Raw genomic sequence first — 24659 nt, 5'->3', positions numbered from 1 at the left:
GGGAAATTTCTTCCCCCATATCCTGTTCGTCACACCGCCAGATAGGCATTGATCAAGTCCTCATCCAACTGTTCCAGCGTACCATCCGCCACGCTGCGGCCCTTATCCATCAGGCAAAAGCGATCTGCCACGCGGCGGACAAAGGGCAGTTTGTGCTCCACCAGCAGGATAGTCATGCCCAGTTCCCGGTTAAGCTTGCGGATCACGTTGCCGATATCGGCGGCGATAGACGGTTGAACACCGCTGGTGGGTTCGTCGAGGATCAGTAGCTCTGGTTCCAGTACCAGTGCGCGGCCAATCGCCAGCTGCTGCTGTTCACCGTCGCCCAAATCGCCGGCCCGACGTCCGCGCATCTCCCGAAGGTTGGGGAACAGGTTATAAATCAACGGCGGGATGCGGCGGGATTTATCGCGTCCGGCCATCAGCGCCACCTGCAGGTTTTCCTCAACGCTGAGTTGTGAAAATATCTGTCGCCCCTGGGGAACGTAGCTGATCCCCAGCTCCGTTCGGGTTTCTACCGGCTGCTGCAGCAGATTTTGCGGGGGTTCGTCTGCCAACTGCCAGGTCATGCTGCCGCTGACCACCGGCAAATGACCCATAATGCAGTTGACCAGCGTGGTTTTGCCTACGCCGTTACGGCCGATAAGCACCGTACATTGGCCACGCGGCAGTTCCAGATTGATATCCCACAGGGTATGGTTTTGCCCATAAAACTGATTCACTGACCTTAAACTCAACATCCGGCATTCTCCTCAAAGACCTGTCTTCCACTCGTGGTTGTACGCCCATAGCGGGCGTCGGCGTAACGCGGCGTTAACAGGCCGCGCCGATTTCACCCGCCGGAACCGCAGGCGGCCGGTGCAGGGAAGGGGGACGAACCCCTTCTTCCTCGCTTAATCCACTCCCTACTGCGATTTCCGCCTTAGCGGTTTCTTTCCCGAGTGTTTCAATGTCTGGAACAAAATGCTGATCTGCTACCTTCAACGAGGTAGTTAAGTTTTGACTTAAGCGAGCAATACATAGGTGAAAATGGCACCTAAAGGCCATTCGTTAGCGCTCTCTCATGTTTATGTCGCCAATGTCAGTTGATTCGCATTGGCGTGACGCTAAACCCCGAGCAGCTCATTCTGCCGTTTCGGGGCGTAGATTTCCCCGAGCCCACTTTCGCCGTCAAAGGGTAATGCAACCCTTGGGCCAACTTTTTGAACGCTGTAAATCAGAGATTGTTATTGCCTTGTTAACGGCCTGGCGCGCCAGACGTGGGCTGGGTGGAATGGCGGAAAATAGCGGGAAAGTTAACACGGACGATTTTTGCACTCTTCCGGTGCTGAGCAGAAGAGTTATGGTGCAAGCTATTTCATCGCTCGCCGCAAGATGCAGCAAAGGAAGGTAACAATGGGACAAATCTGTTTTTGGCAATGGGTCTTTTTAGCATTAATCGGCATAAACAAAGCGATATTTTTGTGAAAAAATAACTAAAAAAGCCATCTTGGCGAGAAGAAACGCCAAAAAGCGTTCTTTCTGCAACTCCCGCCGGGGGCGGGGCGGTGAGAGTTATCCACTATTCCTGTGGATAACCTTGTGCATTAGATTTAGAAAACCGGTTTAAAGCGAGAGCGGACGCGGGTTCTGTTCGCTTTGTCCGCAATCTCGTCTTTTTTATAAAATCATTATTAATCAATAAATTAACTAAAATCAAGCGGCCTCTGTATTGATGAAGTGCCTATGTATGATTTTTCGCCACAGTGCTATCAATAAGTTAATTCGTGGCGGATTTTGGGGATAAAACTGTTATTGACAATAAAAATGTCACGCCGCTGTAACCCTGGCGGTGCATTCAGCCCGGATTGACGCACGCCAAAGCAACGAACCGCTTGAAGCTGGTTTTATATCCAGTATCATAGGCACTGGCGAAAATCGCCGGGGCTTTCCATAATTAGAGGCCATTCACCGAGCAGCAGCTCCATGGCCGCCTGAGCGCGCGCATCTCCACAGGGTAGCCGAGTCAATGAGTAAAACGTTCAAACTGCATTCCGAATTCAAGCCGGCCGGCGACCAGCCGGAAGCCATCCGTAAGCTGGAAGAGGGCCTGGAAGACGGCCTGGCTCACCAAACGCTACTGGGCGTAACCGGCTCGGGCAAGACATTCACCGTCGCTAATGTGATCGCCGATCTCAACCGGCCCACCATGGTGCTGGCGCCTAATAAAACTTTGGCGGCGCAGCTGTATGGTGAGATGAAAGAGTTCTTTCCCGAGAATGCGGTCGAGTATTTCGTTTCTTACTACGACTACTATCAGCCGGAGGCCTACGTCCCCAGCTCCGACACCTTTATCGAAAAAGATGCCTCGGTGAACGAACACATCGAGCAGATGCGCCTTTCTGCGACGAAAGCGCTGTTGGAACGCCGCGATGTGATCGTGGTGGCGTCGGTATCGGCGATTTACGGCCTGGGCGATCCGGATTTGTACCTGAAGATGATGTTGCATCTGACCAAAGGCATGATCATCGATCAGCGGGCGATCCTGCGTCGTTTGGCGGAGCTGCAATATAGCCGCAACGATCAGGCTTTCCAGCGCGCGACGTTCCGCGTGCGGGGTGAAGTGATTGACGTCTTCCCGGCGGAATCGGATGAATTGGCGCTGCGCATTGAGCTGTTTGACGAAGAGGTCGAACGGCTTTCGCTGTTTGATCCCCTGACCGGCCAGATCGAACAAGAGGTGCAGCGTTTTACCATTTACCCCAAATCGCACTATGTGACGCCGCGCGAGCGGATCCTGCAGGCGATGGAAGAGATCAAGGTGGATCTGGCCGAGCGGCGCAAGGTGCTGCTGGCCAATAACAAGCTGCTGGAAGAACAGCGTCTGACGCAGCGCACCCAGTTTGATCTGGAGATGATGAACGAACTGGGCTACTGCTCCGGCATTGAAAACTATTCGCGCTACCTGTCCGGACGCGGCGAGGGTGAGCCACCGCCGACGCTGTTTGACTATTTGCCGGCGGATGGCCTGCTGGTGGTTGACGAGTCCCACGTGACCATTCCGCAAATCGGCGGTATGTACAAAGGCGACCGTTCACGCAAGGAAACGCTGGTGGAATACGGTTTCCGCCTGCCGTCGGCGCTGGATAACCGCCCGCTGCGCTTTGAAGAGTTCGAAGCGCTGGCGCCACAGACTATCTATGTGTCTGCTACGCCGGGCAAATACGAGCTGGAAAAATCCGGTGGTGACATTATCGATCAGGTGGTGCGCCCAACCGGGCTGCTGGATCCGCAAATCGAAGTGCGGCCGGTGACCACCCAGGTGGACGATCTGCTTTCCGAAATCCGCAAGCGGGTGGCGATCAACGAGCGTGTGCTGGTTACCACGCTGACCAAACGCATGGCGGAAGATCTGACCGAATACCTGGAAGAGCATGGCGAGCGGGTGCGCTACCTGCACTCGGACATCGATACCGTGGAACGAGTCGAAATCATTCGTGACCTGCGCCTGGGCGAGTTTGACGTGCTGGTGGGTATCAACCTGTTGCGTGAAGGGCTGGACATGCCAGAGGTGTCGCTGGTGGCGATTTTGGATGCCGATAAAGAGGGCTTCCTGCGCTCCGAACGTTCATTGATCCAGACCATTGGTCGTGCGGCGCGTAACCTCAACGGTAAAGCTATCCTCTACGGTGACAAAATTACCGACTCGATGGCCAGAGCGATCGGCGAGACCGAGCGTCGCCGTGCCAAACAGCAGGCGTTCAACGAAGAAAACGGCATTGTACCGCAGGGCTTGAACAAGAAAATTTCTGATATTTTGCAGTTGGGTAAACCCAGTACCCGCAGTAAGGGCAAAGGGAAGGGCAAAGCTGCGGAAAACGCCGCCCAGTACCAAAATCTTACGCCAAAAGCGCTGGATCAGAAGATTCGCGAGTTGGAAGCGCAGATGTATACCCACGCGCAAAACCTGGAGTTCGAGCAGGCGGCGGGCTTGCGTGACGAAATCCACCAGCTGCGCGAGCAGTTTATTGCCATTTCATAACCCATTGGCGCGCTGCAGACCGCGGCGCCGCCAAAACATAAAATCCTTGTCGCCTCCGCCAAAGCTGATTATGGTGTGCGGCCATTTGACTACTGCGAGCCACCGACCATGACCCAACACCAGTCCAAAGACCCGATGCACGGCATCACTCTGGAACAGCTTCTGAATAAACTGGTGGAAAACTACGGTTGGTCAGGGCTGGCTGAACGCATTCGCATCAACTGCTTCAGCAGCGATCCCAGCATCAAGTCCAGCCTGAAATTTCTGCGTCGCACGCCCTGGGCGCGCAAACAGGTGGAAGATCTTTATCTCGATATGGTTGAGCAGGCCGCCAGTGATAACCCGTGGCTACGTGGCGGCAAATAAACGCTCAGGCGCGGGCACCTAACTCGATCAACGCCTGATCCAGCGCCTGGCGCAGCAACTGACGATCGTGGCGGTAAGGAATATCCTGCGCTTCCAACGGCTGTTTGATCACCACCCGATCCTGCACTTCACGGGTATCTGCCGTTGGTCCGACAATGACGGCATCAATCATCTGGCGGCCAATTTTCGCCTCCATCAATTCCAGCTTGTTCTTCAGCGTCAAGGCTGCCGCCGCGACGCTTAATTCGCGTCCGAGGTTGTCGATATAAATCATATTGGCGCTGCTGCGACGCAGAGCCTGCGTAAGGTCATCGAGCAACAGCAGAGGCATCAGGCTGGTCAGAAAACTGCCCGGTCCTATCAGGATCACGTCGGCTTGCGCGATAGCATCCAGCGCTTCGCGCGTCGCGTTGACATAGGGCGACAGCATCAGCTCTTGTGGCATGTCGGTCAGTTGATCGACATTCACCTCGCCGTAAACGTGGTTGCCTTCATGATCGTGCGCCATCAGGTCCACCGGCTGTTCGGACATCGGGATCAGCGCCGCGTCCACCTTCAGCAGGCTGCGCACCAGGTTGATCGCTTCCAATGGGCGTACGCTCAGGTGATCCAGGGCTTTCAACATCAGATTGCCGAGGTTGTGCCCAGACAGTTCGCCATTGCCGCTGAAGCGGTATTCGAACATCGCGGAAGCCACGCTCGGTTCGGTGATCAACTGATTCAGGCAGTTACGGGTATCGCCCCAGGCAATGCCCCCTTCCGAACGGCGAATACGGCCGGTAGAACCGCCGTTATCGGTGGTGGTGACAATACCGGTTAAACGGGAGCCTAAAGACGACAGGGAAGACATCACGCGACCAAGACCATGACCGCCGCCTAATGCCACTACCCGATCGAGATCGGCCAGGGTTCGATTACGCATAAATTTCCTTACAAGGGGGCTTAACTGCCCGCATAAAGTAGCGGATTTGGCGTAAAAACGCGAAAAAGAGTGTGGTTTGCGTGATTCCGGTCAATTCGTCTCCCTAAAGGCTGTTTATCATGGTTTACCAGATTAGGAATCGCCTAAAATCGCTGTATACACAATTATATAGCGAAATTGCGCGTTGGCTATCGCGTTTGTTTAGCGCTAGAATTCCGATGAAAACCACGGTTTCGTTCCGGCTACTCCGACTGCGGGAACTGAGACCAAAACTCCTAGCCTCTGGGCCTACGTTGTTCCTGCGAACAATATGGCGCTTGGGCCGTGGCGAAGTCAGCCACCAGGGTGCAGAGCGGAAACGTTCGCATCTCCCGACTTTGGAAGGTGTTATGGTGCCGCAACTCATTGATGCTTATGAGCGCAAGTTCTATTACTTGCGCCTGTCGATCACCGACGTGTGCAACTTTCGTTGCACCTACTGCTTGCCGGACGGCTACCGCCCGAACGGCAGCCCGAAAACATTCTTGTCGCTTGATGAGATCCGACGCGTCAGTCGCGCATTCGCCGAACTGGGCACCGAAAAAGTGCGCCTGACCGGCGGAGAGCCTTCTCTGCGCCGCGATTTCACCGAGATCATCGCTGCCGTGCGTGAAAACCCGGCCATCCGCCAGCTCGCCGTGACCACCAACGGTTACCGTATGGCGCGCGACGTCGCCGGCTGGCGTGATGCTGGCCTGACGGCGGTCAACGTCAGCGTCGACAGCCTGGATCCCCGCCAATTTCATGCCATTACCGGGCAGGACAAGTTCCGCCAGGTGATGGACGGCATCGACGCCGCCTTTACCGCCGGTTTCAGCAAGGTGAAGGTCAACGCGGTGCTGATGCGTGACGTTAACCACCAACAGCTGGGCGCCTTCCTTAACTGGATCAAAGACCGCCCGATTCAACTGCGCTTTATCGAACTGATGGAAACCGGTGAGGGGGGCGATCTGTTTCGCAAGCACCACGTTTCCGGTGAAGTGATCCGTTTGCAGCTGGAACAGCAGGGCTGGCAGCGTCAGCCGCGCGGCCGCAGCGACGGCCCGGCGCAGGTGTTCAGCCACCCGGATTATCAGGGTGAAGTGGGCTTGATCATGCCCTATGAAAAAGACTTCTGCGCCAGCTGCAATCGGCTGCGTGTTTCCGCTATCGGCAATTTACACCTGTGTCTGTTCGGCGAGCAGGGCATTGGTCTGCGCGATCTGCTGACGAATGACCAGCAGCTTGATGAACTGAAGGACCGCATCCAGGGCGGGCTGCTGAGTAAGAAACAGACTCACTTCCTGCATCAGGGTAACAGTGGCATAACGCAGAACCTGTCGTTTATCGGCGGCTGATCCCCGGCATCTTTCAAGCCGCAGCGTTGTTGGCTGCGGGCGCTCACCCCAGTCACTTACCTGAGTAAGCTCTTGGGGATTTACGGCCTTGCTGCCTAGCTGCAACTTGAAATCTATTGGGTATCCTATGAATAGGAGCAAAGTGAACAATGAGTCATGCCAGCAGTGAATTCATTCCGGTACATATCGCTATTTTGACCGTTTCGGACAGCCGTGGCGAAGCGGAAGACACCTCGGGCCAGTACCTGCAAGAAGCGGCGCTTGAAGCCGGACACCGGGTAGTGGATCGCGCCATCGTCAAAGACGACAAATACCTGATCCGCGCACGCGTTTCCACGTGGATTGCACACGAAACGGTACAGGCCGTGCTGATCACCGGGGGCACCGGCTTTACCGCCAGAGACTACACCCCGGAAGCGCTGCTGCCGCTGTTCGATCGCGAAGTGGAAGGGTTCGGCGAACTGTTCCGCATGGTGTCTTACGAAGAGATTGGCACCGCCACTGTCCAGTCGCGCGCGCTGGCCGGTATGGCCAACCAGACGGTCATTTTTGCCATGCCGGGGTCAACCCGCGCCTGCCGCACCGCCTGGGAACGCATTATTGAAGAGCAGTTGGACGCGCGCCACCGCCCGTGCAACTTTCTGCCACATCTGAAGAAATAAAAATTATGACGCAGCTAACCCACATTAACGCCGCGGGCGAAGCCCATATGGTTGACGTTTCAGCCAAAGCAGAAACGGTGCGCGAGGCGCGCGCCGAAGCTTTCGTCGAGATGTTGCCCACTACTCTGGCGATGATTATCGAGGGCAGCCACCACAAGGGCGACGTGTTTGCCACGGCGCGCATCGCCGGTATTCAGGCGGCGAAACGCACCTGGGAGCTGATCCCGCTGTGCCATCCGCTGATGCTGAGCAAGGTCGAAGTGCAGTTGGAGGCCCAACCGGAACACAGCCGGGTGCGGATTGAAACCTGTTGCCGACTGACCGGTAAGACCGGTGTTGAAATGGAAGCGTTAACCGCGGCTTCAGTGGCTGCATTGACCATTTACGACATGTGTAAAGCGGTACAGAAAGACATGGTGATCGGCCCGGTGCGGCTGCTGGCGAAAAGCGGCGGCAAATCCGGTGATTTTAAGGTGGAACTATGATTAATATTCTTTTTTTTGCTCAGGTACGCGAACTGGTTGGCATCGGCGATTTATCGATGCCGGCAGATTACCCGACGGTTGAAGCGCTGCGCAAGGCGCTGTGCGAACGTGGCGACCGTTGGGCGTTGGCGCTGGAGTCCGGCAAGCTGTTGACCGCGGTGAACCAGTCGCTGGTGGCGGCCGAACATCCGCTACGCGCCGGCGATGAAGTCGCTTTCTTTCCACCGGTAACCGGAGGTTAAGAGTGGAAAATACCCGTATCCGCGTGGGGGAAGCGCCGTTCAGCGTCGGCGATGAATACCAGTGGTTGGCGCAGTGCGACGATGATGGCGCCGTGGTCACCTTTACCGGCAAGGTACGCAATCATAATCTGGGCGATGACGTCAGTGCGCTGACGCTCGAGCACTACCCTGGCATGACCGAAAAAGCGCTGGCCGAGATCCTGGACGAAGCCCGTAGCCGTTGGCCCTTGCAGCGCGCGACGGTGATCCATCGCGTGGGCGAACTGTTTCCCGGTGATGAGATTGTCTTCGTTGGCGTGACCAGTGCGCACCGCAGTATGGCGTTCGAGGCCGCCGAGTTCATTATGGATTACCTGAAAACCCGGGCGCCCTTCTGGAAACGCGAAGCCGTCGGGCAGGGAGACCGTTGGGTCGATGCGCGCGACAGCGATCGCCAGGCAGCGGAACGCTGGCATAACGCAGATAAATAACCGTTAAACAGCGGAAACAAATCAATACCTTTGCCGCTTTGCCATCGGGTTTTATGTGGTACGCTTATAGCAGGCCGAGCCCCACAAATGGGGGTCGAAATCTTGTTTCATATGCAAAAGGTAACCGTCATGGACCGATATCCACGCTCTAATGGTTCAATCGTCGAACGTGCCAACAGCGGCATTCAGGCTTATATGGCGCAGGTTTATGGCTGGATGACCTGCGGTATGCTGTTGACGGCGTTTGTTTCCTGGTACGCGGCCAACACGCCTGCGATCCTTAACTTTATCTTCTCCAGCCAGATCACCTTCTTTGGCCTGATCATCGCGCAGTTGGGGTTGGTGTTCGTTATTTCCGGCATGGTCAATCGTCTTAGTGGCACGGTCGCCACCTCGCTGTTTATGCTCTATTCGGCGCTGACCGGGCTGACGCTTTCCAGCATTTTCATCGCTTACACCTACAGCTCGATCGCCAGCACCTTCGTGGTGACCGCCGGCATGTTCGGTGCGATGAGCCTGTACGGCTACACCACCAAGCGCGACCTGAGCGGTTTCGGCAGCATGCTGTTTATGGCGCTGATCGGGATTGTGCTGGCTTCGCTGGTCAATATCTGGCTGAAAAGCACGGCGTTGATGTGGGCAATTACCTATATCGGCGTGGTGGTGTTTGTTGGCCTGACGGCGTACGACACCCAGAAACTGAAGGCCATGGGCGAGCAACTGAATGCCGATGATAAAGACAGCTTCCGCAAATACGCCATTGTTGGCGCGTTGACGCTGTATCTCGATTTCATCAACCTGTTCCTGATGTTACTGCGCATTTTCGGCAACCGCCGTTAAATCCGTCGTCTTTCAAGCTGCAGCGTTGTTGACTGCGCTCGCCTACCCCAGTTACTTACTTAAGTAAGCTCCTGGGGATACACGAGTTGGTCGCCTAGCCGCAGCATGAAATCCATAGGATTTACAGCGAATAGAAAGACTCTGCGATCTCGATCGCAGAGTCTTTTTTTATGCAATTTTACGGCGGAACATGGCATAGGCGGCGCTGCCGGTGGTGGCGGTAATGGCCAACAGCGGCCACAGGCTGTGCCAGATGATGCTGAAACTGGCGTCTTTCAAATAGATCTGTTTGGTGATGTCGGTGAAGTGGCGGATGGGGTTTACCCAGGTGAGGTTTTGCAGCCACACCGGCATATTCTCCACCGGTGAAACATAACCGGAGAGCAGGATGGCCGGCATCATAAACACGAACACGCCGATAAACGCCTGTTGCTGGGTGGCGCACAGCGACGAAATCAGCAGGCCGAACCCCACCAGCGACAGCCCGTAAATCAACATGGTGCCGTAGAACAACAGCAGCGACCCGGCGAACGGGATCTGATAGATAAAGATGCCGATCAGCAACACTATGCTGGCCTGGAAGGTGGCGACGATCAGCGCCGGCACCGCTTTGCCGATAAAAATCTGCCAGGTGGTTAACGGCGACACCAGCAGTTGCTCCAGCGTGCCCTGTTCACGTTCGCGCGCCACCGACAGCGAAGTCACTATCAGCACGCCAATGGTGGTGATCATGGCGATCAGCGACGGCACCACAAACCACTTGTAGTCCAAATTCGGGTTATACCAGTTGCGCACCACCAGTTCGCTGTTGTTAGGCTTGGCACGGTTGCCGATCAGCTCATTTTGGTAGTCCTGCACAATCTGCTGCACGTAGTTGGCGGCGATCTGTGCGCTGTTGGAGTTGCGCCCATCGAGCAACAACTGCAGCGGGGCCGTATTGCCGCTGGCGATATCCCGTGAAAATTGTGCCGGGAAACGGATCAGCAGCAGTGCTTTTTGGTTATCGATAACGCTTTGTATCTCTTGCGGACTGCGCAACAGCAGCACGTGGGAGAAGGCCTTGGCCTTGGCAAAGCGCTGGGTCAGCTCGACCGAGGCATGGCCGCTGTCTTCGCTGTACACCGCAATGGTGGCATTGGTCACTTCCAGCGTGGCGGCGAAGGGAAACAGCAGCACCTGCAGAATAACCGGCAAAATCAGAATGGCGCGGGTTTGCGGGTCGCGCAGCAGCGATTGCATTTCCTTAATGATTAACGTCCAGAGACGGTGAAACATCTTCTTTCCCCTTAATCCAGCCGCCGCTGGGTTTTCCAGGCCGTCAGGCCGATAAATACCACCGCAGAAGCGATCAGGAACAGCAGGTTAATCATCAACACCGTGCCGACGTTGCCCGCCAGGAACAGCGTTTGCAGCGTGCTGACGAAGTAACGCGCCGGAATGATGTAAGTGACGGCGCGTACGATGGCCGGCATGCTGTCGATCTGGAAGATAAAGCCGGACAGCATAATCGACGGCAGAAAGGCGGCGTTCAGCGCCACCATCGCCGCGTTGAACTGGTTGCGGGTAATGGTGGAAATCAGCAGCCCCATGCCGAGCGTACTGGCGAGGAACAGGCTGCTGATGACGAACAGAATCGGCAGAGAGCCGCGATAGGGCACCCCGAGCACCCACACCGAAACCACCATGCACAGCACCATGGCGATCATGCCGAGGAAGTAGTATGGCACCAGCTTCGACAGCAGCAGTTCGGTTCGCGTCACCTGAGTGGAAAGCAGCGCTTCCATGGTGCCGCGCTCCCATTCGCGGGCGATCACCAAGGAGGTGAGGATAGCGCCGATGACCGTCATGATAATGGTGATGGCGCCGGGAATGATGTAATGCCGGCTGATGGCCGCCGGGTTAAACCAGTAGCGCATCTGCACGTCGATCAGCGGTTTTTCTTCGCGCCCGCTGTCGGTGGCGCGCTGCTGTTGCCAGATTTGCCACACTCCCTGGGTATAGCCCTGAACGAAGTTGGCGGTATTGGGTTCACTGCCGTCGGTAATGATTTGCAAGGGGGCGCTGTCGTGCGGCCGCGCCATGCGTTGGGCAAAATCATTGGGGATCACCACCAGCCCGCGGATGCGCCCGGCTTGCATCAACTGGATCAACTGCTGGCGATTGTCGCTGATGGTGGGCTCGATATAGGGCGAACCGGTAAAAGCGTTAGCCAGATCGCGTGCCTCTTCACTTTGTTGTTCCATCAAAATCCCCAGCCGCAGCTTGCTGGAATCCAGGTTGATGCCGTAGCCAAAAATAAACAGCAGCATCAGCGGAATGACGAAGGCGATCAGCCCGCTGCTCGGATCGCGCATAATTTGCCGCGTCTCTTTCAGGCACAGCGCGCGCAGCCGCCGCCAGGAGAAACCGCTGTCGTCGGTGCTGGCCGTTTCGCTATTCATGCTTTTTCCTCCTGATCATAACCCTGCACCAGTTCGATAAATGCCTGCTCCATCGAAGGGTTGGGATTCTCGCTGCTGGCCACCTGATGCTTGAGATCGTCCGGGGTCCCGGCGGCGATGATTTTGCCGCGATACACCAGCCCGATGCGGTCGCAATATTCCGCCTCGTCCATAAAGTGGGTGGTGACCATGACGGTGACGCCCTTGTCTACCATACCGTTGATATGCAGCCAGAATTCACGCCGGGTGAGGGGATCGACACCGGAGGTGGGTTCATCGAGAAACAGGATGTCCGGTTCGTGCATCAGCGCGCAGGCCAACGCCAGCCGTTGTTTGAAGCCAAGCGGCAGGGAATCTGGCGTCTGGTTAATGATGGGGTCGAAGTTGAAGGCGCGGGACATCTCACTGATTTTTTCGCGCTGCGCCTTGCCGCTCAGGCCATACACGCCGGAGAAAAACTTCAGGTTTTGCGCCACCGTCAGGTTGCCGTACAGCGAGAATTTTTGCGCCATATAGCCCAAATGCTGGCGCGCCTTGCCCGAGCTGGTTTTCAGGTCCATTCCCAGCACCAACGCCTTGCCTTCGGTTGGCACCAGCAGCCCGCACATCATTTTGAAAGTGGTGGACTTACCGGCCCCGTTGGGGCCCAGCAGGCCAAAAATCTCGCCGCGCTGCACTTTAAAATCCACGTGGTCGGTGGCGGCAAAGTCACCGAATTTCTTCGTCAGTCCCTGCGCTTCGATCACGGTTTCGGTGCTTTCCCCTTCGACGGTTGGCATGATTTCCGCCAGCGCCGACTTGCTGTTCGGCCCGCCGCCGAGCAAATCGATAAATGCATCCTCAAAGCGCGGTTCCGCTTCGCTCAGCTCGGCGTCCGGCAGATCCAACGCCTGCAACACCTGGCGGTGATCTTCGCCTTCTTTCAAGATCAAGCGCAGATATTTGCCCTGGATCACGCCGTCGGTGACCGCAGGCAGGCAGATCGCCCGTTGCAGCAAGGCACGGTGGCTGCCGGCTGGTGGTGCTATCAACACCGTGCGCCCGGCCATGCGTTGGGTGAGATCTTTAGGTGCGCCGCTGAACAACAGTTCCCCTTCATTGAGCAACAGCACTTCACGGCATTGTTCCGCTTCGTCCAGATAGGACGTGCTCCACAGGATCAGCATGCCGTCGTTGGCCAGCTCATGCACCATGCGCCACAGCTCGCGGCGCGAGATCGGATCGACGCCGACGCCGGGCTCATCGAGCAACAGCACCTGCGGTTGCCCGACCAGCGTACAAGCCAGCCCAAGCTTCTGCTTCATGCCCCCCGACAGTTTGCCTGCCAGTCGGGTGGTGAAGCGGGTGAGATCGGTAAATGTCAGCAGCCGATCAAAAGTCTGCTTACGCAGATCGCCAGTGACGCCGCGCAGATCGGCATACAGCGTCAGGTTCTCCATCACCGTCAGATCTTCGTACAGGCCAAACTTTTGCGGCATATAACCGAGGATCGCATGCAACTGGCGATCCTGAGCGATCGGATCCAGCCCGGCGACGCGTAACGTTCCGCTGCTGGGTTTGAGCAAACCTGCCAGCATGCGCAGCAGGGTGGTTTTTCCGGCGCCGTCCGGGCCAACCAGCCCGGTAACCGCGCCGCTGGTCAGCCGGGTGGTCAGGCTGGCGACCGCCGGTTTTTGCAGCGACGGAAAACGTTTCTCCAGCGCTTCCAGCTCAATCACCTGTTCCATCACCGTCCCCTCAAGGTTTGGCAAAGTGAACGGTAACCGGCATCCCCTGGCGCAGCGCGTCATCGGCATCGGTGACGATCACCCGCAAGCGGTACACCAGATCGGTTCGCAGGTCCGGGGTTTCGACGCTTTTCGGCGTGAATTCAGCGGTCGGTGAGACAAAACCAATTTTGCCGTGATAGGGCTTGTTCGGTCGGCTGTCGGTATAAATTTCCAGTTCGGTGCCCGGCGTTGCTTTACCCAGGTTGGCTTCGTTCACGTAGGCGCGTACCCAGACCGGACGGGTCAGCGACAGAGTAAACACCGTGCCGCCGGCATTGAGCATGGTGCCTGGCTCAACGGCCCGAGTTAGTACGGTGCCGGCCGACGGGGAAACCAGAGTGGTGTCGTGTAAATTAAGCTGTGCCTGAGCCAGTGCGGCTTCGCTCTGCGCCAGATTGGCTTTGGCTTCTTCAATCTCCTGCGGCCGGTTGCCTTTCAGGTATTGCGCCAGCTTGTCCTTTGACGCCTGCAGGTTGGCCTGCGCCTGATTGCGTGCGGTACGGGCATCTTCCAGCGCGTCGGCAGAAGTGGCGTTTTTCGCCCACAGCCCTTGCTGACGTTTCAGATAGCTGTCGGCGTAGCTGAACGCGGACAGGCGCTGCGCCATTTCCGAACGCACCTGGGCGATTTCTTCGGTGCGATAACCGGCCAGCAGCAGCGCCAGTTTGGCTTTGGCACTGCCGACGTTAGCCTGCGCCTGCTGCAGGGCGTTGATGTAAGGCGCGTCGTCCAGTTTCCCGAGCAATTGCCCCGGCTGAAGGGCATCGCCTTCATCCACCGTCAGCGACGCCAGCCGCCCATCGACGCGGAAGCCCAAATTCACCGTGCGGATATCCACGTTGCCATACAGCGTCAGCGGTTTGTCCTGCTGCTGCTGGTAATACCAAACCCCGTAAACGGCCGCGGCGATCAGCACAATAGCCGCCACAATGAGGGCACTGCGTTTCTTGTTCATAACACTCCCTGCCTGAATTTACGCGCCATAGCGTTGGCGCAGCCCATTAACCAGAATCTCGATATGTTCAGCCAGCACCTCGCTGATTTGTTCCGCCTCGGCCGCGCCGATCTGCTGCCAGCCAGCCTGACGGCGAACGGTTTCCCGCGCCACGCGAAACGACAGCACTTCGCCGATCAGCGCGTGGGTATGCAGCACGATTTTGGTCGAATTCCCATCCAGGCCGGTGTAGGCCGCCAGCAGGCGACAAAGCTTGTCATGCAGCGGTGCGACCACCTGCTGGTGGATCAGCGGGTAGGCATCGGTGGGGGAAAGCTGCTCGCGCGACATGATTTTGCTCAGGTTCAGCGTCTGCGGTTGCGTCATCAGATCGCTGAACGCCAGCAGGCCGCGCTTCAGGTGGTCGAGGTAGTGCTCCGGCAGGCGTTCGGTGGCCGGCAACTGCCAGAAGCGATCAATCTCGTCGGCCAGGGGGCGAAACGCCTGCTGGATAAAATCGGCAATCCACTGTGCAACGGCCAGATACAGGCCTTCTTTGGAATTGAAGTAGTAGGTGATGGCGGCGATGTTGTGCCCGGCGCGCTGGGCGATATCGCGGGTGGTCGCACCCTGAATGCCATATTCGCCGAACATCTCGATGGCGGCGGCGATCAGCTGCTGTCGCGCCTGCTCACCCCGTGCCCGGCTGGCGGTCTGGTTATTTGGCATTGATGGCACTCGCTAAAGTTAATCAATCATATGATTAACTTTATGCCAGCTTGGGTAAAATGCAACCAGTAGGCATCGTTTATTTAAGGTTATTTTTTCGGACTAGGCTGAATTCCCGGCATATTGTGCTTTGAGCCAGTAAAATTGCGTTTTCTTGTTCGAGTTCTGCTACAATCGCCCGCTTGGTGCACTGCAGTTTGTGCCAATCCCTCGTGGTCATGCTTAATGTCCCGTCTGATAATCCTCCCAGGAAACTGCACCGAACACTGTTAGGTTAGGGGGGATCTGGAGTTTTTCTCTTTATGTCATTTGAAACCCTCGGCTTAAGTGCTGAAATTCTGCGCGCTGTTGAAGAACAGGGCTATCGCGAACCTACGCCAATTCAACGCCAGGCGATTCCTGTCGTATTGGAAGGTCGTGACCTGATGGCCAGCGCCCAGACCGGTACCGGTAAAACCGCTGGCTTTACCCTGCCGCTGCTGCAGCTGCTGAGTAAGCATGACCATCCGGTCAAAGGCCGCCGTCCGGTACGTGCGTTGATCCTGACGCCAACCCGTGAGCTGGCAGCGCAGATCGGCGAAAACGTCGAAGCCTACAGCAAATACCTGCGCCTGCGTTCGCTGGTGGTATTTGGTGGTGTGAGCATCAACCCGCAGATGATGAAACTGCGCGGCGGCGTCGACATTCTGGTGGCAACACCGGGTCGCCTGCTGGATCTGGAACACCAACGCGCCGTTGACCTGTCCAAAGTTGAAATTCTGGTGCTGGACGAAGCCGACCGCATGCTGGATATGGGCTTTATCCATGATATCCGCCGCGTGCTGGCCAAGCTGCCCGCCAAGCGTCAGAACCTGCTGTTCTCTGCGACCTTCTCCGACGATATCAAAGGGCTGGCCAACAAGCTGTTGCACAACCCGGCATCGGTTGAAGTGGCGCGCCGCAATACCGCGTCTGAGCAGATCGAACAAAGCGTGCACTTCGTAGACAAGAAGCGTAAGCGGGAATTGCTGTCCCAGATGATCGGTGAAGGTGACTGGAAGCAGGTGCTGGTGTTCAACCGCACCAAGCACGGTGCTAACCACCTGGCCGAACAGTTGAACAAAGACGGCATTACGGCCGCTGCGATTCACGGCAATAAAAGCCAGGGCGCTCGTACCCGTGCGTTGGCCGATTTTAAAGACGGCAAAATTCGCGTATTGGTTGCTACCGACATCGCGGCGCGTGGTCTGGACATCGACCAGTTGCCACACGTGGTGAACTACGAACTGCCTAACGTACCGGAAGACTACGTACACCGTATCGGTCGTACCGGTCGTGCAGAACGTACCGGTGAGGCTATCTCACTGGTGTGCGTGGATGAACACAAGCTGCTGCGTGATATCGAACGCCTGCTCAAGCGTGAAATCCCACGTATTGCCCTGCCAGGCTACGAGCCGGATCCCAGCATCAAGGCGGAGCCGATCATTAACGGCCGTCAGGGTGGTGGACGTGGTGCGCCGCGCGGCAACGGCGGTGGTCAACGCGCCGGTAACGGTGGCGGCCAGCGCAGTGGCAACGGCGGCCAGCGTGAAAACCGCGGTGGTGGCAGCGCCCGCCCACAGGGTGATGGCAAACCGCGTTCAGGCGCACCTTCGCGTCGTCCGCGCAGCCGTCCGGCCGAGTAAGCTGATACCTGATGATAAAAAAGCCACCGTTTACGGTGGCTTTTTTTTACGTGAAAACCCAGATGATCGCCTCAAAGCGAGGGGCAAAAACTCTCAGCGCATTTCGAGTTCCGGCACCACCGACATACCGACCCGCAACCGTGCCAGGTCAGCCTGGTTCGGCTCCAGCAGAATTTTCACCGGCAGGCGTTGCACCACTTTGGTGTAGTTGCCGGTGGCATTATCGGCGCTGATGGCGGCAAAGGTGGCGCCGGTGGCGGGCGCTATGCTGTCGACATGACCGCGCAGCGTTATGCCGGGCAGCGCATCTACGCGGATCGATACCGGTTGGCCGGCGGAGACATTGGCCAACTGGGTTTCCAGGAAGTTGGCGACAACATAGCTCTGCTGCAGTGGCACTACCGCCAGCAACCTCGTCCCGGCAGAGACCCAGGCCCCTTCGCGTACCGCTCGCTGGCCCACGGTGCCGGCAATGGGCGCGATGATTTGCGTATAAGAAAGATTGAGGCGTGCCTGGTCAACGCTGGCCTGTGAGGCGGCAATATTGGCTTCGGCCTGTTTCCTGCTGGCCTGCAATACCCCGACCTCTTTGCGTGCAGAGACCACGCCAGCCTGGTTTTGCTTCAGCTGTGCCGCGGCGGTTTGCATCGCGGAGGCGGACTTTTGCTGTTCATCGGCGGTTGCGGTGCCGGTTTTTAGCAGTCGGCGATAGCGGTCGGCATTTTGCCCCGCGTAGTTGAGCGTGGCCTGGCTGGCGCTGACGCCGGCTTTCTGTTGGGCAATATTAGCCTGTTGTTGATCCAGCTGCGCTTGGATACTGGCCAGCTTGGCCTGGCTAATTTGCAGATTGGCCTCCGCCGTTTCCAGCGCCACGCGATAGTCGCGGTCGTCGATAGTGGCCAATACTTCGCCGGGTTTAACCTGCTGGTTATCGGTCACGTTGACGCTGCGGATATAGCCGGAAACCTTGGGCGCCACCAGTGTGTAATCGGCCGTCACCACCGCGTCGTCGGTACGAAAATGGTGGCGGGTAAGCGATGAATAGACAAAGAAAGCGATGGCCAACAGGATGACCAGCAGCAGCGCCAGAGTTAGGGTTCGTTTTGCAGGAGTGAAGCTCATGGTTATGATCCTGATGTTTTTGGAACTAAAGGTAAAAGGGTTTGCGGCGGGTAGACGCGGGTCGGTAGCCAGGCAGTCAACAGCACCAGCAGCAGGGCACAGCAAATAATCAGCAGATAGACATCACTGATGCTGAGGATCATCGCCTGATGTTTCACCAGCGTTGAAAAATGCCCGAGGTTTTCCGCAGAACTGACCGATCCGTCCGGCAATAACGGCATGGCGCCGCTAGCTTGTTCTGAGTTCTCTGCGGTCATTAGCCATGGGCTATTGCCCAGTCGATCCACCAGCACCTGAGAGTGGAACTTCTCCCGGTGACTCATGAAATTCTCCACCAGACTCCCCGCCGCCACGGTCGAGAAGCCGCGTACGGTGTTAAACATTGCCGAGGCGAAAGGCCCCTCGGGTGCCAGCACGACGCTGGTGGAGGTCATCAGGACCGGCAAAATCATCATCGGTTGACCAAACGCCAGCAGGCTCTGGATCAGCCAGAAGTTTTGCCGTGCCCAATCATCGGTTAATTGCATACCCAGCAAGCAAGCGCTGACGATGAGGCCCGCGCCGGCGGCGAGCATCCAGCGACAGTCAATCCAACGGAAATTCAGCAGGGTAGCCACGAGCGGTGCTATCACTAACTGCGGTAAGCCAATGGTCAGCGCCAGTGGCGCGAATTGTGCGGTGCGAAAACCTTCAACCTGCGAGAAATAGAATGAAGGAAGCAGTGAGCCGGACAGCCCCAGTATCAGTACGCCTGCCAGCGTCAGCAGACTATGAGACAGGTTTATCCGCTTTAGCATTTGCAGCTTGAACAGGGGGAGCGGGTTATACCATTCGTTGATTAAAAACGTTACCAGCAATGCGATGGAAACCGGCAGCATCAGGCTAATCAACGGCGAATTAAACCAGTCGAGCCGCTCTCCCTGCGTTAGCGACAGGATCAACAATGCAATGCCACTGCAACCGGTCAGCATGCCGAACAGATCGATCTGGTGTAAACGTTCAAGGCGGAATGGATCCTGCGGTAACCCCCATCCCATCAATAAAGAAGCGATAACACACAGTGGGATAGCCTGCCAGAAGACAAACTGCCAGCCCAGATGATCGGTCCACAGCGCCGCCAGCGGCGCCGCGACGTTGGGACCAAAGGTGGCGGTGAGCGCGTAGGCGGCCAAACCATAAAGTTTGATACCCGGCGGCAGAAAACGCAGCGCGACCGTCATCAGCAGCGGCGGCAGGGCACCGCCAAACAGCCCTTGAACGATTCGTAGCGCAATAAACAGCGTGGGATCAGAGATTAAGGGTTGGAGTACGCCGACCGCAGCAAATCCGCTGACCATCACCAGGGCAAAGCGCCGCAGTGAGAACGTCACGGCAAACCAGGGCGCGACCATCATCGCTGCCACCTCCGCAGCCTGATAAGACGAGGTGATCCAACTGGCTTCGTCATAGCCAATGCCGATAGCCGCACGAATATCCGCCAACGCCAGATCGCTTAACCGGTCATTCAGCCCCGAAGTCAGGGCAGCAATCAGTACCCCCACCAGGCCTAATGCCAGGCGCAGGGTGAAAGGATGCGGTGCAGCGGCAGGCGCAGGCTGAACATTCATAGTGTGACTCCGGTAACGAAACTAACGATGCACTGTATTGCATGGTGGTACAATGTGATGCATGCTACATTGTGGTTCGCTGTATTGCAATGTGGTACATCGTGTCTGGGGGAATAAAAAAATGTTACAGTGTGGGCCAAAAGTCAGGGAGAGAGCCTCAATGTCTGAACCTACAACCTACTGTGATGATGAAAGGGCCGGTGGTATTCAGGTCATTACCCGTGCAGCGAAAATCCTTGATGCCCTGGGTGAAAAACCGAACGGCATGAGCCTGGGGGAAATCGCTGCGGCGGTCGATCTGCCGCGCTCCACCGTGCAGCGTATTGTCAATGCGTTGGATTCTGTACAACTGGTGCGTGGCGGAGCCGGCGGCGTACGCCTGGGGCCGTCGCTGTTGCGGCTGATTGCCAGCGTACATACTGAAATGGTGGCGATTGCCACCCCCTGGTTGCAGGCATTGAGCGATGCTACCGGTGAGACGGTATCTCTGGGACGAGCCAGCGGGCTGCAGTTGGCTGTGGTGCACTACATCGTGGCGGATCGGGAACTGCGAGTCGTACCGCGCATCGGCATGAATTTGCCGCTGTACAGCACCTCCGGCGGGCGGGCGCTACTGGCGTTGAACAGCGATGATGCGGCGCGGGATCTGTTGGGTGAAGCCTATCAGGCGGTGACTGACTTGACGGTACGTGATTTTGCCGGGTTGATGGATCGCTTGGCTGAAATACGCCGTACCGGGCTGGCTTACGACCGGGAAGAAACGCTGGAAGGCGTCTCCACCATGGCGGTGGCTATCGACACTATCCTCGGGCGCTTCTCCATCAGCCTGTTAGTGCCCAGCAGTCGCTTGATCAAAAACGAAGCTCGCTATCGTGAGGAGATCCTCAAATGCAAAGAGGCGCTGATCGATGAGATTGGTAAAGGCACATCGCGAGATTGACGGGAGAAGACGATGAAAACGCTGTTGGTCGCAGTTGATAATTCCGCCACTGCTCGTAAAGTTATTTCACTGGCTGCTGAACAGGGGTTGGCCCAACGGGCAACGGTAGTGGTGCTATGCTGTGTGGACCTCAGCTATTCCACGACGGGCCCCTATGAGATTGCCGTCGGTGAAGATCCGGCGGATTTTGGCTGCGCACAGGATGAACAAGGCGCAGCGGCAGCCGTAGTGCGTCAGGCGCTGAGTGAATTGAAAGATGCCGGTGTCAGCGCGCGTGGCAAGGTAGTGCCCGGTGAACCGGCGGAAACCATAGTGGCTCAGGCTAAAGAGCTGAATGCCAGCATGATTATTATGGGCCGCAGGCATCTTTCACCCTTTAACCGTTTGTTGAGAGGCTCGCACAGCGCTTTGGTAATAGAAAACGCCGACTGCCCGGTGCTGATCGACGTACGCGCTGATTGACTGTCTCTGCTTCCCGGAGCCGAAGATGAAATTGAAGTGTGCAATTCTTGATGATTATCAGCAGGTGGCGCTTGGCATGGCGGACTGGTCGGCTATTGCCGATCGGGTAGAAGTATTCGCCATGAGCCAGCATTTTACCGACGAAGCGGAGTTGGCCGTGCACCTGCAGGATTGCGACATTCTGGTGATCATGCGCGAGCGCACGCCAATCACGGCCTCGCTGTTGGTGCGTTTGCCTAAGTTGAAGCTGGTGATCACCTCGGGTATGCGCAATGCGTCTGTTGATCTGGCCGCGGCGGCGCAACGTGGCGTTGTGGTCTGCGGTACCGCCAGCGGTTCGGCCGCGCCGATGGAGCTGACCTGGGCGCTGTTGCTTGGGCTGGCGAAGCATATCGTGCCGGAAAACGCCGGGCTGCGTAATAACGGCCCCTGGCAGCAGGCGCTGGGCGTGACGCTACAAGGGAAAACGTTGGGGCTGTTGGGCCTGGGCAAGATTGGCAGTCAGATGGCGGTGGTCGCGCAGGCCTTTGGCATGCGTGTGGTGGCCTGGAGCCAAAATCTGACGGCGGAAAAAGCCGCTCAGCAGGGGGTTCACCTGGCGGAATCTAAACAGGCGCTGTTTGAACAAAGCGACTTTGTTTCCGTCCATCTGGTGCTGAGTGAACGCACTCGCGGGCTGGTGGGCCAGCAGGAGCTGCAGGCAATGAAAAAAACCGCTTACCTGATCAACACCTCACGTGCGGCCATTGTCGACCGCGCTGCGTTGATTGACGCCTTGCAGAACCAGTGGATAGCCGGGGCCGGGCTGGATGTATTCGAGGTCGAGCCTCTGCCGCTCGACGATATCTTCCGCCGTCTGCCCAATGTGTTGGCGACGCCGCATCTGGGCTACGTGGCGGATGATAACTATGGCATTTATTTCCGCGAAGCGATCGAAGACATCGTGGCGTTTCTCGCCAATGAACCGATACGCCGTTTGAGCTAGCCGGCTTTTATTCCCCTGGATGCTTGTCTGATGCGGGTATTCGCCCGTATCATTGCGCGTCTTTTTTAGCAGGGGTAATCATGCGCGTATTATTGGCTCCGATGGAGGGCGTTCTCGATTCTTTGGTGCGTGAGTTACTCACCGAAGTGAACGACTACGACCTGTGCATCACCGAATTCCTGCGCGTAGTCGATCAGCTGTTACCCGCCAAATCTTTCTATCGCCTGTGCCCCGAACTGCATCATGCCAGCCGCACGCCATCCGGCACCCTGGTGCGCATCCAATTGCTGGGCCAATATCCGCAGTGGCTGGCGGAAAACGCCGCCCGTGCGGTTGAACTCGGGTCCTATGGCGTCGATCTCAACTGTGGCTGCCCGTCCAAGCTGGTCAACGGCAGCGGTGGTGGCGCGACGCTGCTGAAAGATCCGGAGCTGATTTATCAGGGGGCCAAAGCGATGCGTGCGGCGGTGCCGGATCATTTGCCGGTCACGGTAAAAGTCCGGTTAGGTTGGGACAGCGACAGCCGCAGTTTCGAAATTGCCGACGCGGTCCAGCAGGCGGGCGCCACCGAACTGGCGGTGCATGGCCGCACCAAAGAGGACGGCTACAAGGCGGAACGCATCAACTGGGCGGCGATTGGCGAGATCCGCAAGCGGCTGACCATACCGGTGATCGCCAACGGTGAAATCTGGGACTGGCAAAGCGCACAAGATTGCCTGCAAACCACCGGCTGTGATGCGGTGATGCTGGGGCGCGGCGCGCTTAACGTGCCGAACCTGAGCCGGGTAGTGAAGTATAATGAACCGCGCATGCCCTGGCCGCAGGTGGTGCAGCTGCTGCAAAAATACGTTCAGCTGGAAAAGCAGGGCGATACCGGCCTTTATCACGTGGCACGCATCAAGCAGTGGCTGGGTTATTTACGTAAGGAATATGACGAGGCGACCGAGCTGTTCGGCGAAGTGCGCACCTTGAATAATTCAAAAGATATCGCCCGGGTAATTTGCCGCTCGGAATAATAAAAACCCGCCTAAGGCGGGTTAGCGTAAATTCGTATTATCAGGACTCACTGTCGAGACGATTTATTTCTATCTCGATATCCTGAATGGTTTTTTCCAACCCTTCAAGGCAGGCACCCTGTTTATTCAGAAGGTCGCCAATCGCCCCAGCGAATTCCTTATGTTTATATTCGCCTTGGTCGAAAGCCAGCCATTGCGCAGACAGCGTCTCGGTATTGGATTGTGCATAGTGTCTCATTTCCTTCAGCTGAGAAACCACATCACGTAAATTATCAATCTGCGTTTTGCTGTTTTCATTGTCACTCATGCATAGCTCCTTGGGGTACGTCGTTTAAATAATTGCGACTGCCAGATAAAGACTACCCTATCTGGAAAAATATATCAGTGCTATGAGCTGCCATGACTGATTATCGTGGGATACATATCGTTAAAATTGCTTTATAAACAAAATAATATGCCAATTGTAAAATTTTATAAATTATCATTATTAAATCGTTTTTATAGGTGTTAATTAAATTGTCAATAGTCTGTGTCTTATATTTTGAAGACGGAAGGAAAACGTAAATATTTAATTTTCGTAGCGGTATAAAATAGAGGGAATATTCCCTCTTGAAAGGGGCGTTATTTCCCTGTTGGCGGCTTAGCCCTTTTTATACTGCGCCACCGGGCCATGCCATAGCTAATTCAGAGCGTCAGTTGTCCAGATCGATACCAAAATAGCGCATCAGCGCTTCACGGCGCTCCTGTTCCGAATGCAACGTCGACTCCCGACGGTGGTGATCTTCGGTGATAATCAGCTTGTTCTCACTGATCGTCACGCGGCCATTTTCTGTGGCGTGGGAACACACCAGTTTTTGTGTGAAGTGCGACTGCGGCGAGGTGCTGTGGTAGTGGCACATGCCGTTGAACTCACTCGACTCACGGGCTTGCAGGGTAAAGCGGTACAGGGTTTTGGCATGCGAACGGTTATCGCCATTGCGGCGTTCCAGATAGTAGATTTCGCCTTCCTGTTCCAGATGGAAAGTGCCGCTGGTCTGCGGCTGTTGTTCGGTGGTGGTTATCTTTAAGGGCGTCAGGAAGGAATCACCAAACCCCACGTCCACCAGATACGGCTGACCCAGCTCTACCATCAGCGCCATATGATCGAAGGGCGCGCCGAAGCTGCCGTCGCGGGCGCGGATCTCGCCGGAAATAAAATTCACCTTGAAACCGATGTCTTTCAGCAGCAGGGCGAACAGCCGGTTCAGCTCATAGCAAAAACCGCCGCGGTTGCGTTCGACAATTTTATTGAACAGCGCCTGTTCTTCCAGATCAATGCCCTGATGGTAAATAATGCTCAGGTTCTCAAAGGGAACCCGCAGCATATGGCCACGGTGCAATTGCTGCAGCGTCAGAAGGTCTGGTTGGGGGATGCCTGCGAATCCAATATGTTGCAGGTAGCGTTGTCTGTCCACGGTTTGTCTCGCAGCAAAAAATTTGATTATATCTTTCATACTTCAAGCTGCCTCTTTGTTGACTTCCTGCGCTTACCCAGTCACGTACTGTTTGTACGCTCCCGGGGATGCGCTTAGTTGTCGCCGCGATGCAACTCGAATTATTTTGGATA

At 56.5% G+C, this 24659-nt stretch carries 24 protein-coding genes and 1 riboswitch; of the genes, 13 read left to right on the top strand and 11 right to left on the bottom strand.

The annotated features are described in order from the left end of the window. Positions 1 to 29: 29 nt before the first annotated feature. Complete coding sequence (locus AC1RKC_RS07280) at positions 30 to 740, bottom strand: ATP-binding cassette domain-containing protein (RefSeq protein WP_041414306.1); 711 nt, start codon at positions 738 to 740, stop codon at positions 30 to 32. A gap of 1268 nt (positions 741 to 2008) precedes the next feature. Here AC1RKC_RS07280 and uvrB point away from each other — a divergent pair. Both uvrB and AC1RKC_RS07270 read left to right on the top strand, forming a co-directional pair. Then, positions 2009 to 4021 carry an excinuclease ABC subunit UvrB gene (uvrB, locus tag AC1RKC_RS07275; protein WP_020825721.1) on the top strand — a complete coding sequence of 671 codons (2013 nt, stop codon included), beginning with the start codon at positions 2009 to 2011 and terminating at the stop codon, positions 4019 to 4021. A gap of 108 nt (positions 4022 to 4129) precedes the next feature. Then, positions 4130 to 4387: a VF530 family protein gene (locus AC1RKC_RS07270; RefSeq protein WP_020825722.1), complete on the top strand. Its 258-nt coding sequence runs from the start codon at positions 4130 to 4132 to the stop codon at positions 4385 to 4387. A 4-nt stretch (positions 4388 to 4391) separates the two neighbouring features. Here the strand turns inward: AC1RKC_RS07270 and AC1RKC_RS07265 are convergent, their stop codons facing one another. Next, positions 4392 to 5309 (bottom strand): gluconeogenesis factor YvcK family protein, encoded by a 918-nt coding sequence (locus AC1RKC_RS07265; RefSeq protein WP_116690984.1) that lies wholly within the window; start codon positions 5307 to 5309, stop codon positions 4392 to 4394. Between the two features lie 260 nt (positions 5310 to 5569). Further along, a riboswitch (molybdenum cofactor riboswitch) is annotated at positions 5570 to 5712 on the top strand. Between AC1RKC_RS07265 and moaA the strand changes: the two genes are divergently transcribed. The 6 genes from moaA to AC1RKC_RS07235 all read left to right on the top strand — a co-directional run bounded on the left by moaA (position 5699) and on the right by AC1RKC_RS07235 (position 9384). Further along, a complete protein-coding gene (moaA, locus tag AC1RKC_RS07260) occupies positions 5699 to 6685 on the top strand; it encodes a GTP 3',8-cyclase MoaA (RefSeq protein WP_020825724.1) in 987 nt (328 codons plus the stop codon). (Overlaps the previous riboswitch by 14 nt.) Positions 6686 to 6834: 149 nt before the next feature. Further along, positions 6835 to 7347 carry a molybdenum cofactor biosynthesis protein B gene (gene moaB / locus AC1RKC_RS07255; protein ID WP_493091749.1) on the top strand — a complete coding sequence of 171 codons (513 nt, stop codon included), beginning with the start codon at positions 6835 to 6837 and terminating at the stop codon, positions 7345 to 7347. A 5-nt stretch (positions 7348 to 7352) separates the two neighbouring features. Continuing rightward, positions 7353 to 7832 (top strand): cyclic pyranopterin monophosphate synthase MoaC, encoded by a 480-nt coding sequence (gene moaC, locus AC1RKC_RS07250; RefSeq protein WP_012005756.1) that lies wholly within the window; start codon positions 7353 to 7355, stop codon positions 7830 to 7832. After that, positions 7829 to 8074, top strand: coding sequence for a molybdopterin synthase sulfur carrier subunit (moaD, locus tag AC1RKC_RS07245; protein ID WP_046374236.1), 246 nt, complete (start codon positions 7829 to 7831; stop codon positions 8072 to 8074). The genes moaC and moaD overlap by 4 nt, the downstream gene beginning before the upstream one ends. A gap of 2 nt (positions 8075 to 8076) precedes the next feature. Further along, complete coding sequence (gene moaE / locus AC1RKC_RS07240; protein WP_020825727.1) at positions 8077 to 8544, top strand: molybdopterin synthase catalytic subunit MoaE; 468 nt, start codon at positions 8077 to 8079, stop codon at positions 8542 to 8544. A gap of 129 nt (positions 8545 to 8673) precedes the next feature. Beyond that, the gene (locus tag AC1RKC_RS07235; RefSeq protein WP_020825728.1) at positions 8674 to 9384 is read left to right on the top strand and encodes a Bax inhibitor-1/YccA family protein; all 711 of its coding nucleotides are present in this window, start codon (positions 8674 to 8676) and stop codon (positions 9382 to 9384) included. A gap of 168 nt (positions 9385 to 9552) precedes the next feature. On the opposite strand, the gene AC1RKC_RS07230 is transcribed toward AC1RKC_RS07235, so the two are convergent. The 5 genes from AC1RKC_RS07230 to AC1RKC_RS07210 are packed head-to-tail and all read right to left on the bottom strand — an operon-like array spanning position 9553 to position 15257. Then, on the bottom strand, positions 9553 to 10659 hold the full coding sequence (locus tag AC1RKC_RS07230; protein ID WP_020825729.1) for an ABC transporter permease: 1107 nt from the start codon (positions 10657 to 10659) through the stop codon (positions 9553 to 9555). Positions 10660 to 10670: 11 nt separating this feature from the next. Beyond that, the gene (locus AC1RKC_RS07225) at positions 10671 to 11825 is read right to left on the bottom strand and encodes an ABC transporter permease (protein ID WP_115059572.1); all 1155 of its coding nucleotides are present in this window, start codon (positions 11823 to 11825) and stop codon (positions 10671 to 10673) included. Then, entirely contained in the window at positions 11822 to 13552 is a 1731-nt protein-coding gene (locus AC1RKC_RS07220) for an ATP-binding cassette domain-containing protein (RefSeq protein ID WP_122077653.1), read from the bottom strand. The genes AC1RKC_RS07225 and AC1RKC_RS07220 overlap by 4 nt, the downstream gene beginning before the upstream one ends. 10 nt (positions 13553 to 13562) lie before the next feature. Continuing rightward, a complete protein-coding gene (gene hlyD / locus AC1RKC_RS07215) occupies positions 13563 to 14549 on the bottom strand; it encodes a secretion protein HlyD (protein ID WP_122077655.1) in 987 nt (328 codons plus the stop codon). A gap of 18 nt (positions 14550 to 14567) precedes the next feature. Beyond that, positions 14568 to 15257 carry a transcriptional regulator gene (locus tag AC1RKC_RS07210; protein ID WP_020825733.1) on the bottom strand — a complete coding sequence of 230 codons (690 nt, stop codon included), beginning with the start codon at positions 15255 to 15257 and terminating at the stop codon, positions 14568 to 14570. 302 nt (positions 15258 to 15559) lie between these two features. Between AC1RKC_RS07210 and rhlE the strand changes: the two genes are divergently transcribed. After that, entirely contained in the window at positions 15560 to 16921 is a 1362-nt protein-coding gene (gene rhlE / locus AC1RKC_RS07205) for an ATP-dependent RNA helicase RhlE (RefSeq protein ID WP_020825734.1), read from the top strand. A gap of 93 nt (positions 16922 to 17014) precedes the next feature. On the opposite strand, the gene AC1RKC_RS07200 is transcribed toward rhlE, so the two are convergent. Both AC1RKC_RS07200 and AC1RKC_RS07195 read right to left on the bottom strand, forming a co-directional pair. Then, a complete protein-coding gene (locus tag AC1RKC_RS07200) occupies positions 17015 to 18043 on the bottom strand; it encodes an HlyD family secretion protein (protein WP_493091751.1) in 1029 nt (342 codons plus the stop codon). Between the two features lie 2 nt (positions 18044 to 18045). Beyond that, positions 18046 to 19650, bottom strand: a complete 1605-nt coding sequence (locus tag AC1RKC_RS07195; RefSeq protein WP_493091753.1) for an MFS transporter — start codon at positions 19648 to 19650, stop codon at positions 18046 to 18048. A gap of 160 nt (positions 19651 to 19810) precedes the next feature. On the opposite strand from AC1RKC_RS07195, the gene AC1RKC_RS07190 reads away from it, so the two are divergent. The 4 genes from AC1RKC_RS07190 to dusC all read left to right on the top strand — a co-directional run bounded on the left by AC1RKC_RS07190 (position 19811) and on the right by dusC (position 23053). Beyond that, positions 19811 to 20590, top strand: coding sequence for an IclR family transcriptional regulator (locus tag AC1RKC_RS07190; protein ID WP_046374232.1), 780 nt, complete (start codon positions 19811 to 19813; stop codon positions 20588 to 20590). Between the two features lie 12 nt (positions 20591 to 20602). Next, the gene (locus tag AC1RKC_RS07185) at positions 20603 to 21052 is read left to right on the top strand and encodes a universal stress protein (RefSeq protein ID WP_046374231.1); all 450 of its coding nucleotides are present in this window, start codon (positions 20603 to 20605) and stop codon (positions 21050 to 21052) included. A 25-nt stretch (positions 21053 to 21077) separates the two neighbouring features. After that, positions 21078 to 22037 carry a D-2-hydroxyacid dehydrogenase family protein gene (locus tag AC1RKC_RS07180; protein WP_261439885.1) on the top strand — a complete coding sequence of 320 codons (960 nt, stop codon included), beginning with the start codon at positions 21078 to 21080 and terminating at the stop codon, positions 22035 to 22037. A gap of 80 nt (positions 22038 to 22117) precedes the next feature. After that, the gene (gene dusC, locus AC1RKC_RS07175; RefSeq protein WP_234529437.1) at positions 22118 to 23053 is read left to right on the top strand and encodes a tRNA dihydrouridine(16) synthase DusC; all 936 of its coding nucleotides are present in this window, start codon (positions 22118 to 22120) and stop codon (positions 23051 to 23053) included. A 40-nt stretch (positions 23054 to 23093) separates the two neighbouring features. Here the strand turns inward: dusC and AC1RKC_RS07170 are convergent, their stop codons facing one another. Next, positions 23094 to 23360 carry a hypothetical protein gene (locus tag AC1RKC_RS07170; protein WP_020825741.1) on the bottom strand — a complete coding sequence of 89 codons (267 nt, stop codon included), beginning with the start codon at positions 23358 to 23360 and terminating at the stop codon, positions 23094 to 23096. Positions 23361 to 23745: 385 nt separating this feature from the next. Continuing rightward, positions 23746 to 24507 carry an arylamine N-acetyltransferase family protein gene (locus AC1RKC_RS07165; RefSeq protein WP_261135051.1) on the bottom strand — a complete coding sequence of 254 codons (762 nt, stop codon included), beginning with the start codon at positions 24505 to 24507 and terminating at the stop codon, positions 23746 to 23748. Between the last annotated feature and the right edge of the window lie 152 nt (positions 24508 to 24659).

The sequence above is a fragment of the Serratia sp. GW822-FHT06E05 genome, from assembly GCF_058799445.1.
This window is presented reverse-complemented; position numbering and strand designations above follow the sequence as displayed.

What these genes read in the sequence shown, in the direction of transcription:
- AC1RKC_RS07280 (WP_041414306.1), bottom strand. Translation starts at nt 740, where the DNA reads ATGTTGAGTTTAAGGTCAGTGAATCAGTTTTATGGGCAAAACCATACC.
- uvrB (WP_020825721.1), top strand. Translation starts at nt 2,009, where the DNA reads ATGAGTAAAACGTTCAAACTGCATTCCGAATTCAAGCCGGCCGGCGAC.
- AC1RKC_RS07270 (WP_020825722.1), top strand. Translation starts at nt 4,130, where the DNA reads ATGACCCAACACCAGTCCAAAGACCCGATGCACGGCATCACTCTGGAA.
- AC1RKC_RS07265 (WP_116690984.1), bottom strand. Translation starts at nt 5,309, where the DNA reads ATGCGTAATCGAACCCTGGCCGATCTCGATCGGGTAGTGGCATTAGGC.
- moaA (WP_020825724.1), top strand. Translation starts at nt 5,699, where the DNA reads ATGGTGCCGCAACTCATTGATGCTTATGAGCGCAAGTTCTATTACTTG.
- moaB (WP_493091749.1), top strand. Translation starts at nt 6,835, where the DNA reads ATGAGTCATGCCAGCAGTGAATTCATTCCGGTACATATCGCTATTTTG.
- moaC (WP_012005756.1), top strand. Translation starts at nt 7,353, where the DNA reads ATGACGCAGCTAACCCACATTAACGCCGCGGGCGAAGCCCATATGGTT.
- moaD (WP_046374236.1), top strand. Translation starts at nt 7,829, where the DNA reads ATGATTAATATTCTTTTTTTTGCTCAGGTACGCGAACTGGTTGGCATC.
- AC1RKC_RS07235 (WP_020825728.1), top strand. Translation starts at nt 8,674, where the DNA reads ATGGACCGATATCCACGCTCTAATGGTTCAATCGTCGAACGTGCCAAC.
- AC1RKC_RS07230 (WP_020825729.1), bottom strand. Translation starts at nt 10,659, where the DNA reads ATGTTTCACCGTCTCTGGACGTTAATCATTAAGGAAATGCAATCGCTG.
- AC1RKC_RS07225 (WP_115059572.1), bottom strand. Translation starts at nt 11,825, where the DNA reads ATGAATAGCGAAACGGCCAGCACCGACGACAGCGGTTTCTCCTGGCGG.
- AC1RKC_RS07220 (WP_122077653.1), bottom strand. Translation starts at nt 13,552, where the DNA reads ATGGAACAGGTGATTGAGCTGGAAGCGCTGGAGAAACGTTTTCCGTCG.
- hlyD (WP_122077655.1), bottom strand. Translation starts at nt 14,549, where the DNA reads ATGAACAAGAAACGCAGTGCCCTCATTGTGGCGGCTATTGTGCTGATC.
- AC1RKC_RS07210 (WP_020825733.1), bottom strand. Translation starts at nt 15,257, where the DNA reads ATGCCAAATAACCAGACCGCCAGCCGGGCACGGGGTGAGCAGGCGCGA.
- rhlE (WP_020825734.1), top strand. Translation starts at nt 15,560, where the DNA reads ATGTCATTTGAAACCCTCGGCTTAAGTGCTGAAATTCTGCGCGCTGTT.
- AC1RKC_RS07200 (WP_493091751.1), bottom strand. Translation starts at nt 18,043, where the DNA reads ATGAGCTTCACTCCTGCAAAACGAACCCTAACTCTGGCGCTGCTGCTG.
- AC1RKC_RS07195 (WP_493091753.1), bottom strand. Translation starts at nt 19,650, where the DNA reads ATGAATGTTCAGCCTGCGCCTGCCGCTGCACCGCATCCTTTCACCCTG.
- AC1RKC_RS07190 (WP_046374232.1), top strand. Translation starts at nt 19,811, where the DNA reads ATGTCTGAACCTACAACCTACTGTGATGATGAAAGGGCCGGTGGTATT.
- AC1RKC_RS07185 (WP_046374231.1), top strand. Translation starts at nt 20,603, where the DNA reads ATGAAAACGCTGTTGGTCGCAGTTGATAATTCCGCCACTGCTCGTAAA.
- AC1RKC_RS07180 (WP_261439885.1), top strand. Translation starts at nt 21,078, where the DNA reads ATGAAATTGAAGTGTGCAATTCTTGATGATTATCAGCAGGTGGCGCTT.
- dusC (WP_234529437.1), top strand. Translation starts at nt 22,118, where the DNA reads ATGCGCGTATTATTGGCTCCGATGGAGGGCGTTCTCGATTCTTTGGTG.
- AC1RKC_RS07170 (WP_020825741.1), bottom strand. Translation starts at nt 23,360, where the DNA reads ATGAGTGACAATGAAAACAGCAAAACGCAGATTGATAATTTACGTGAT.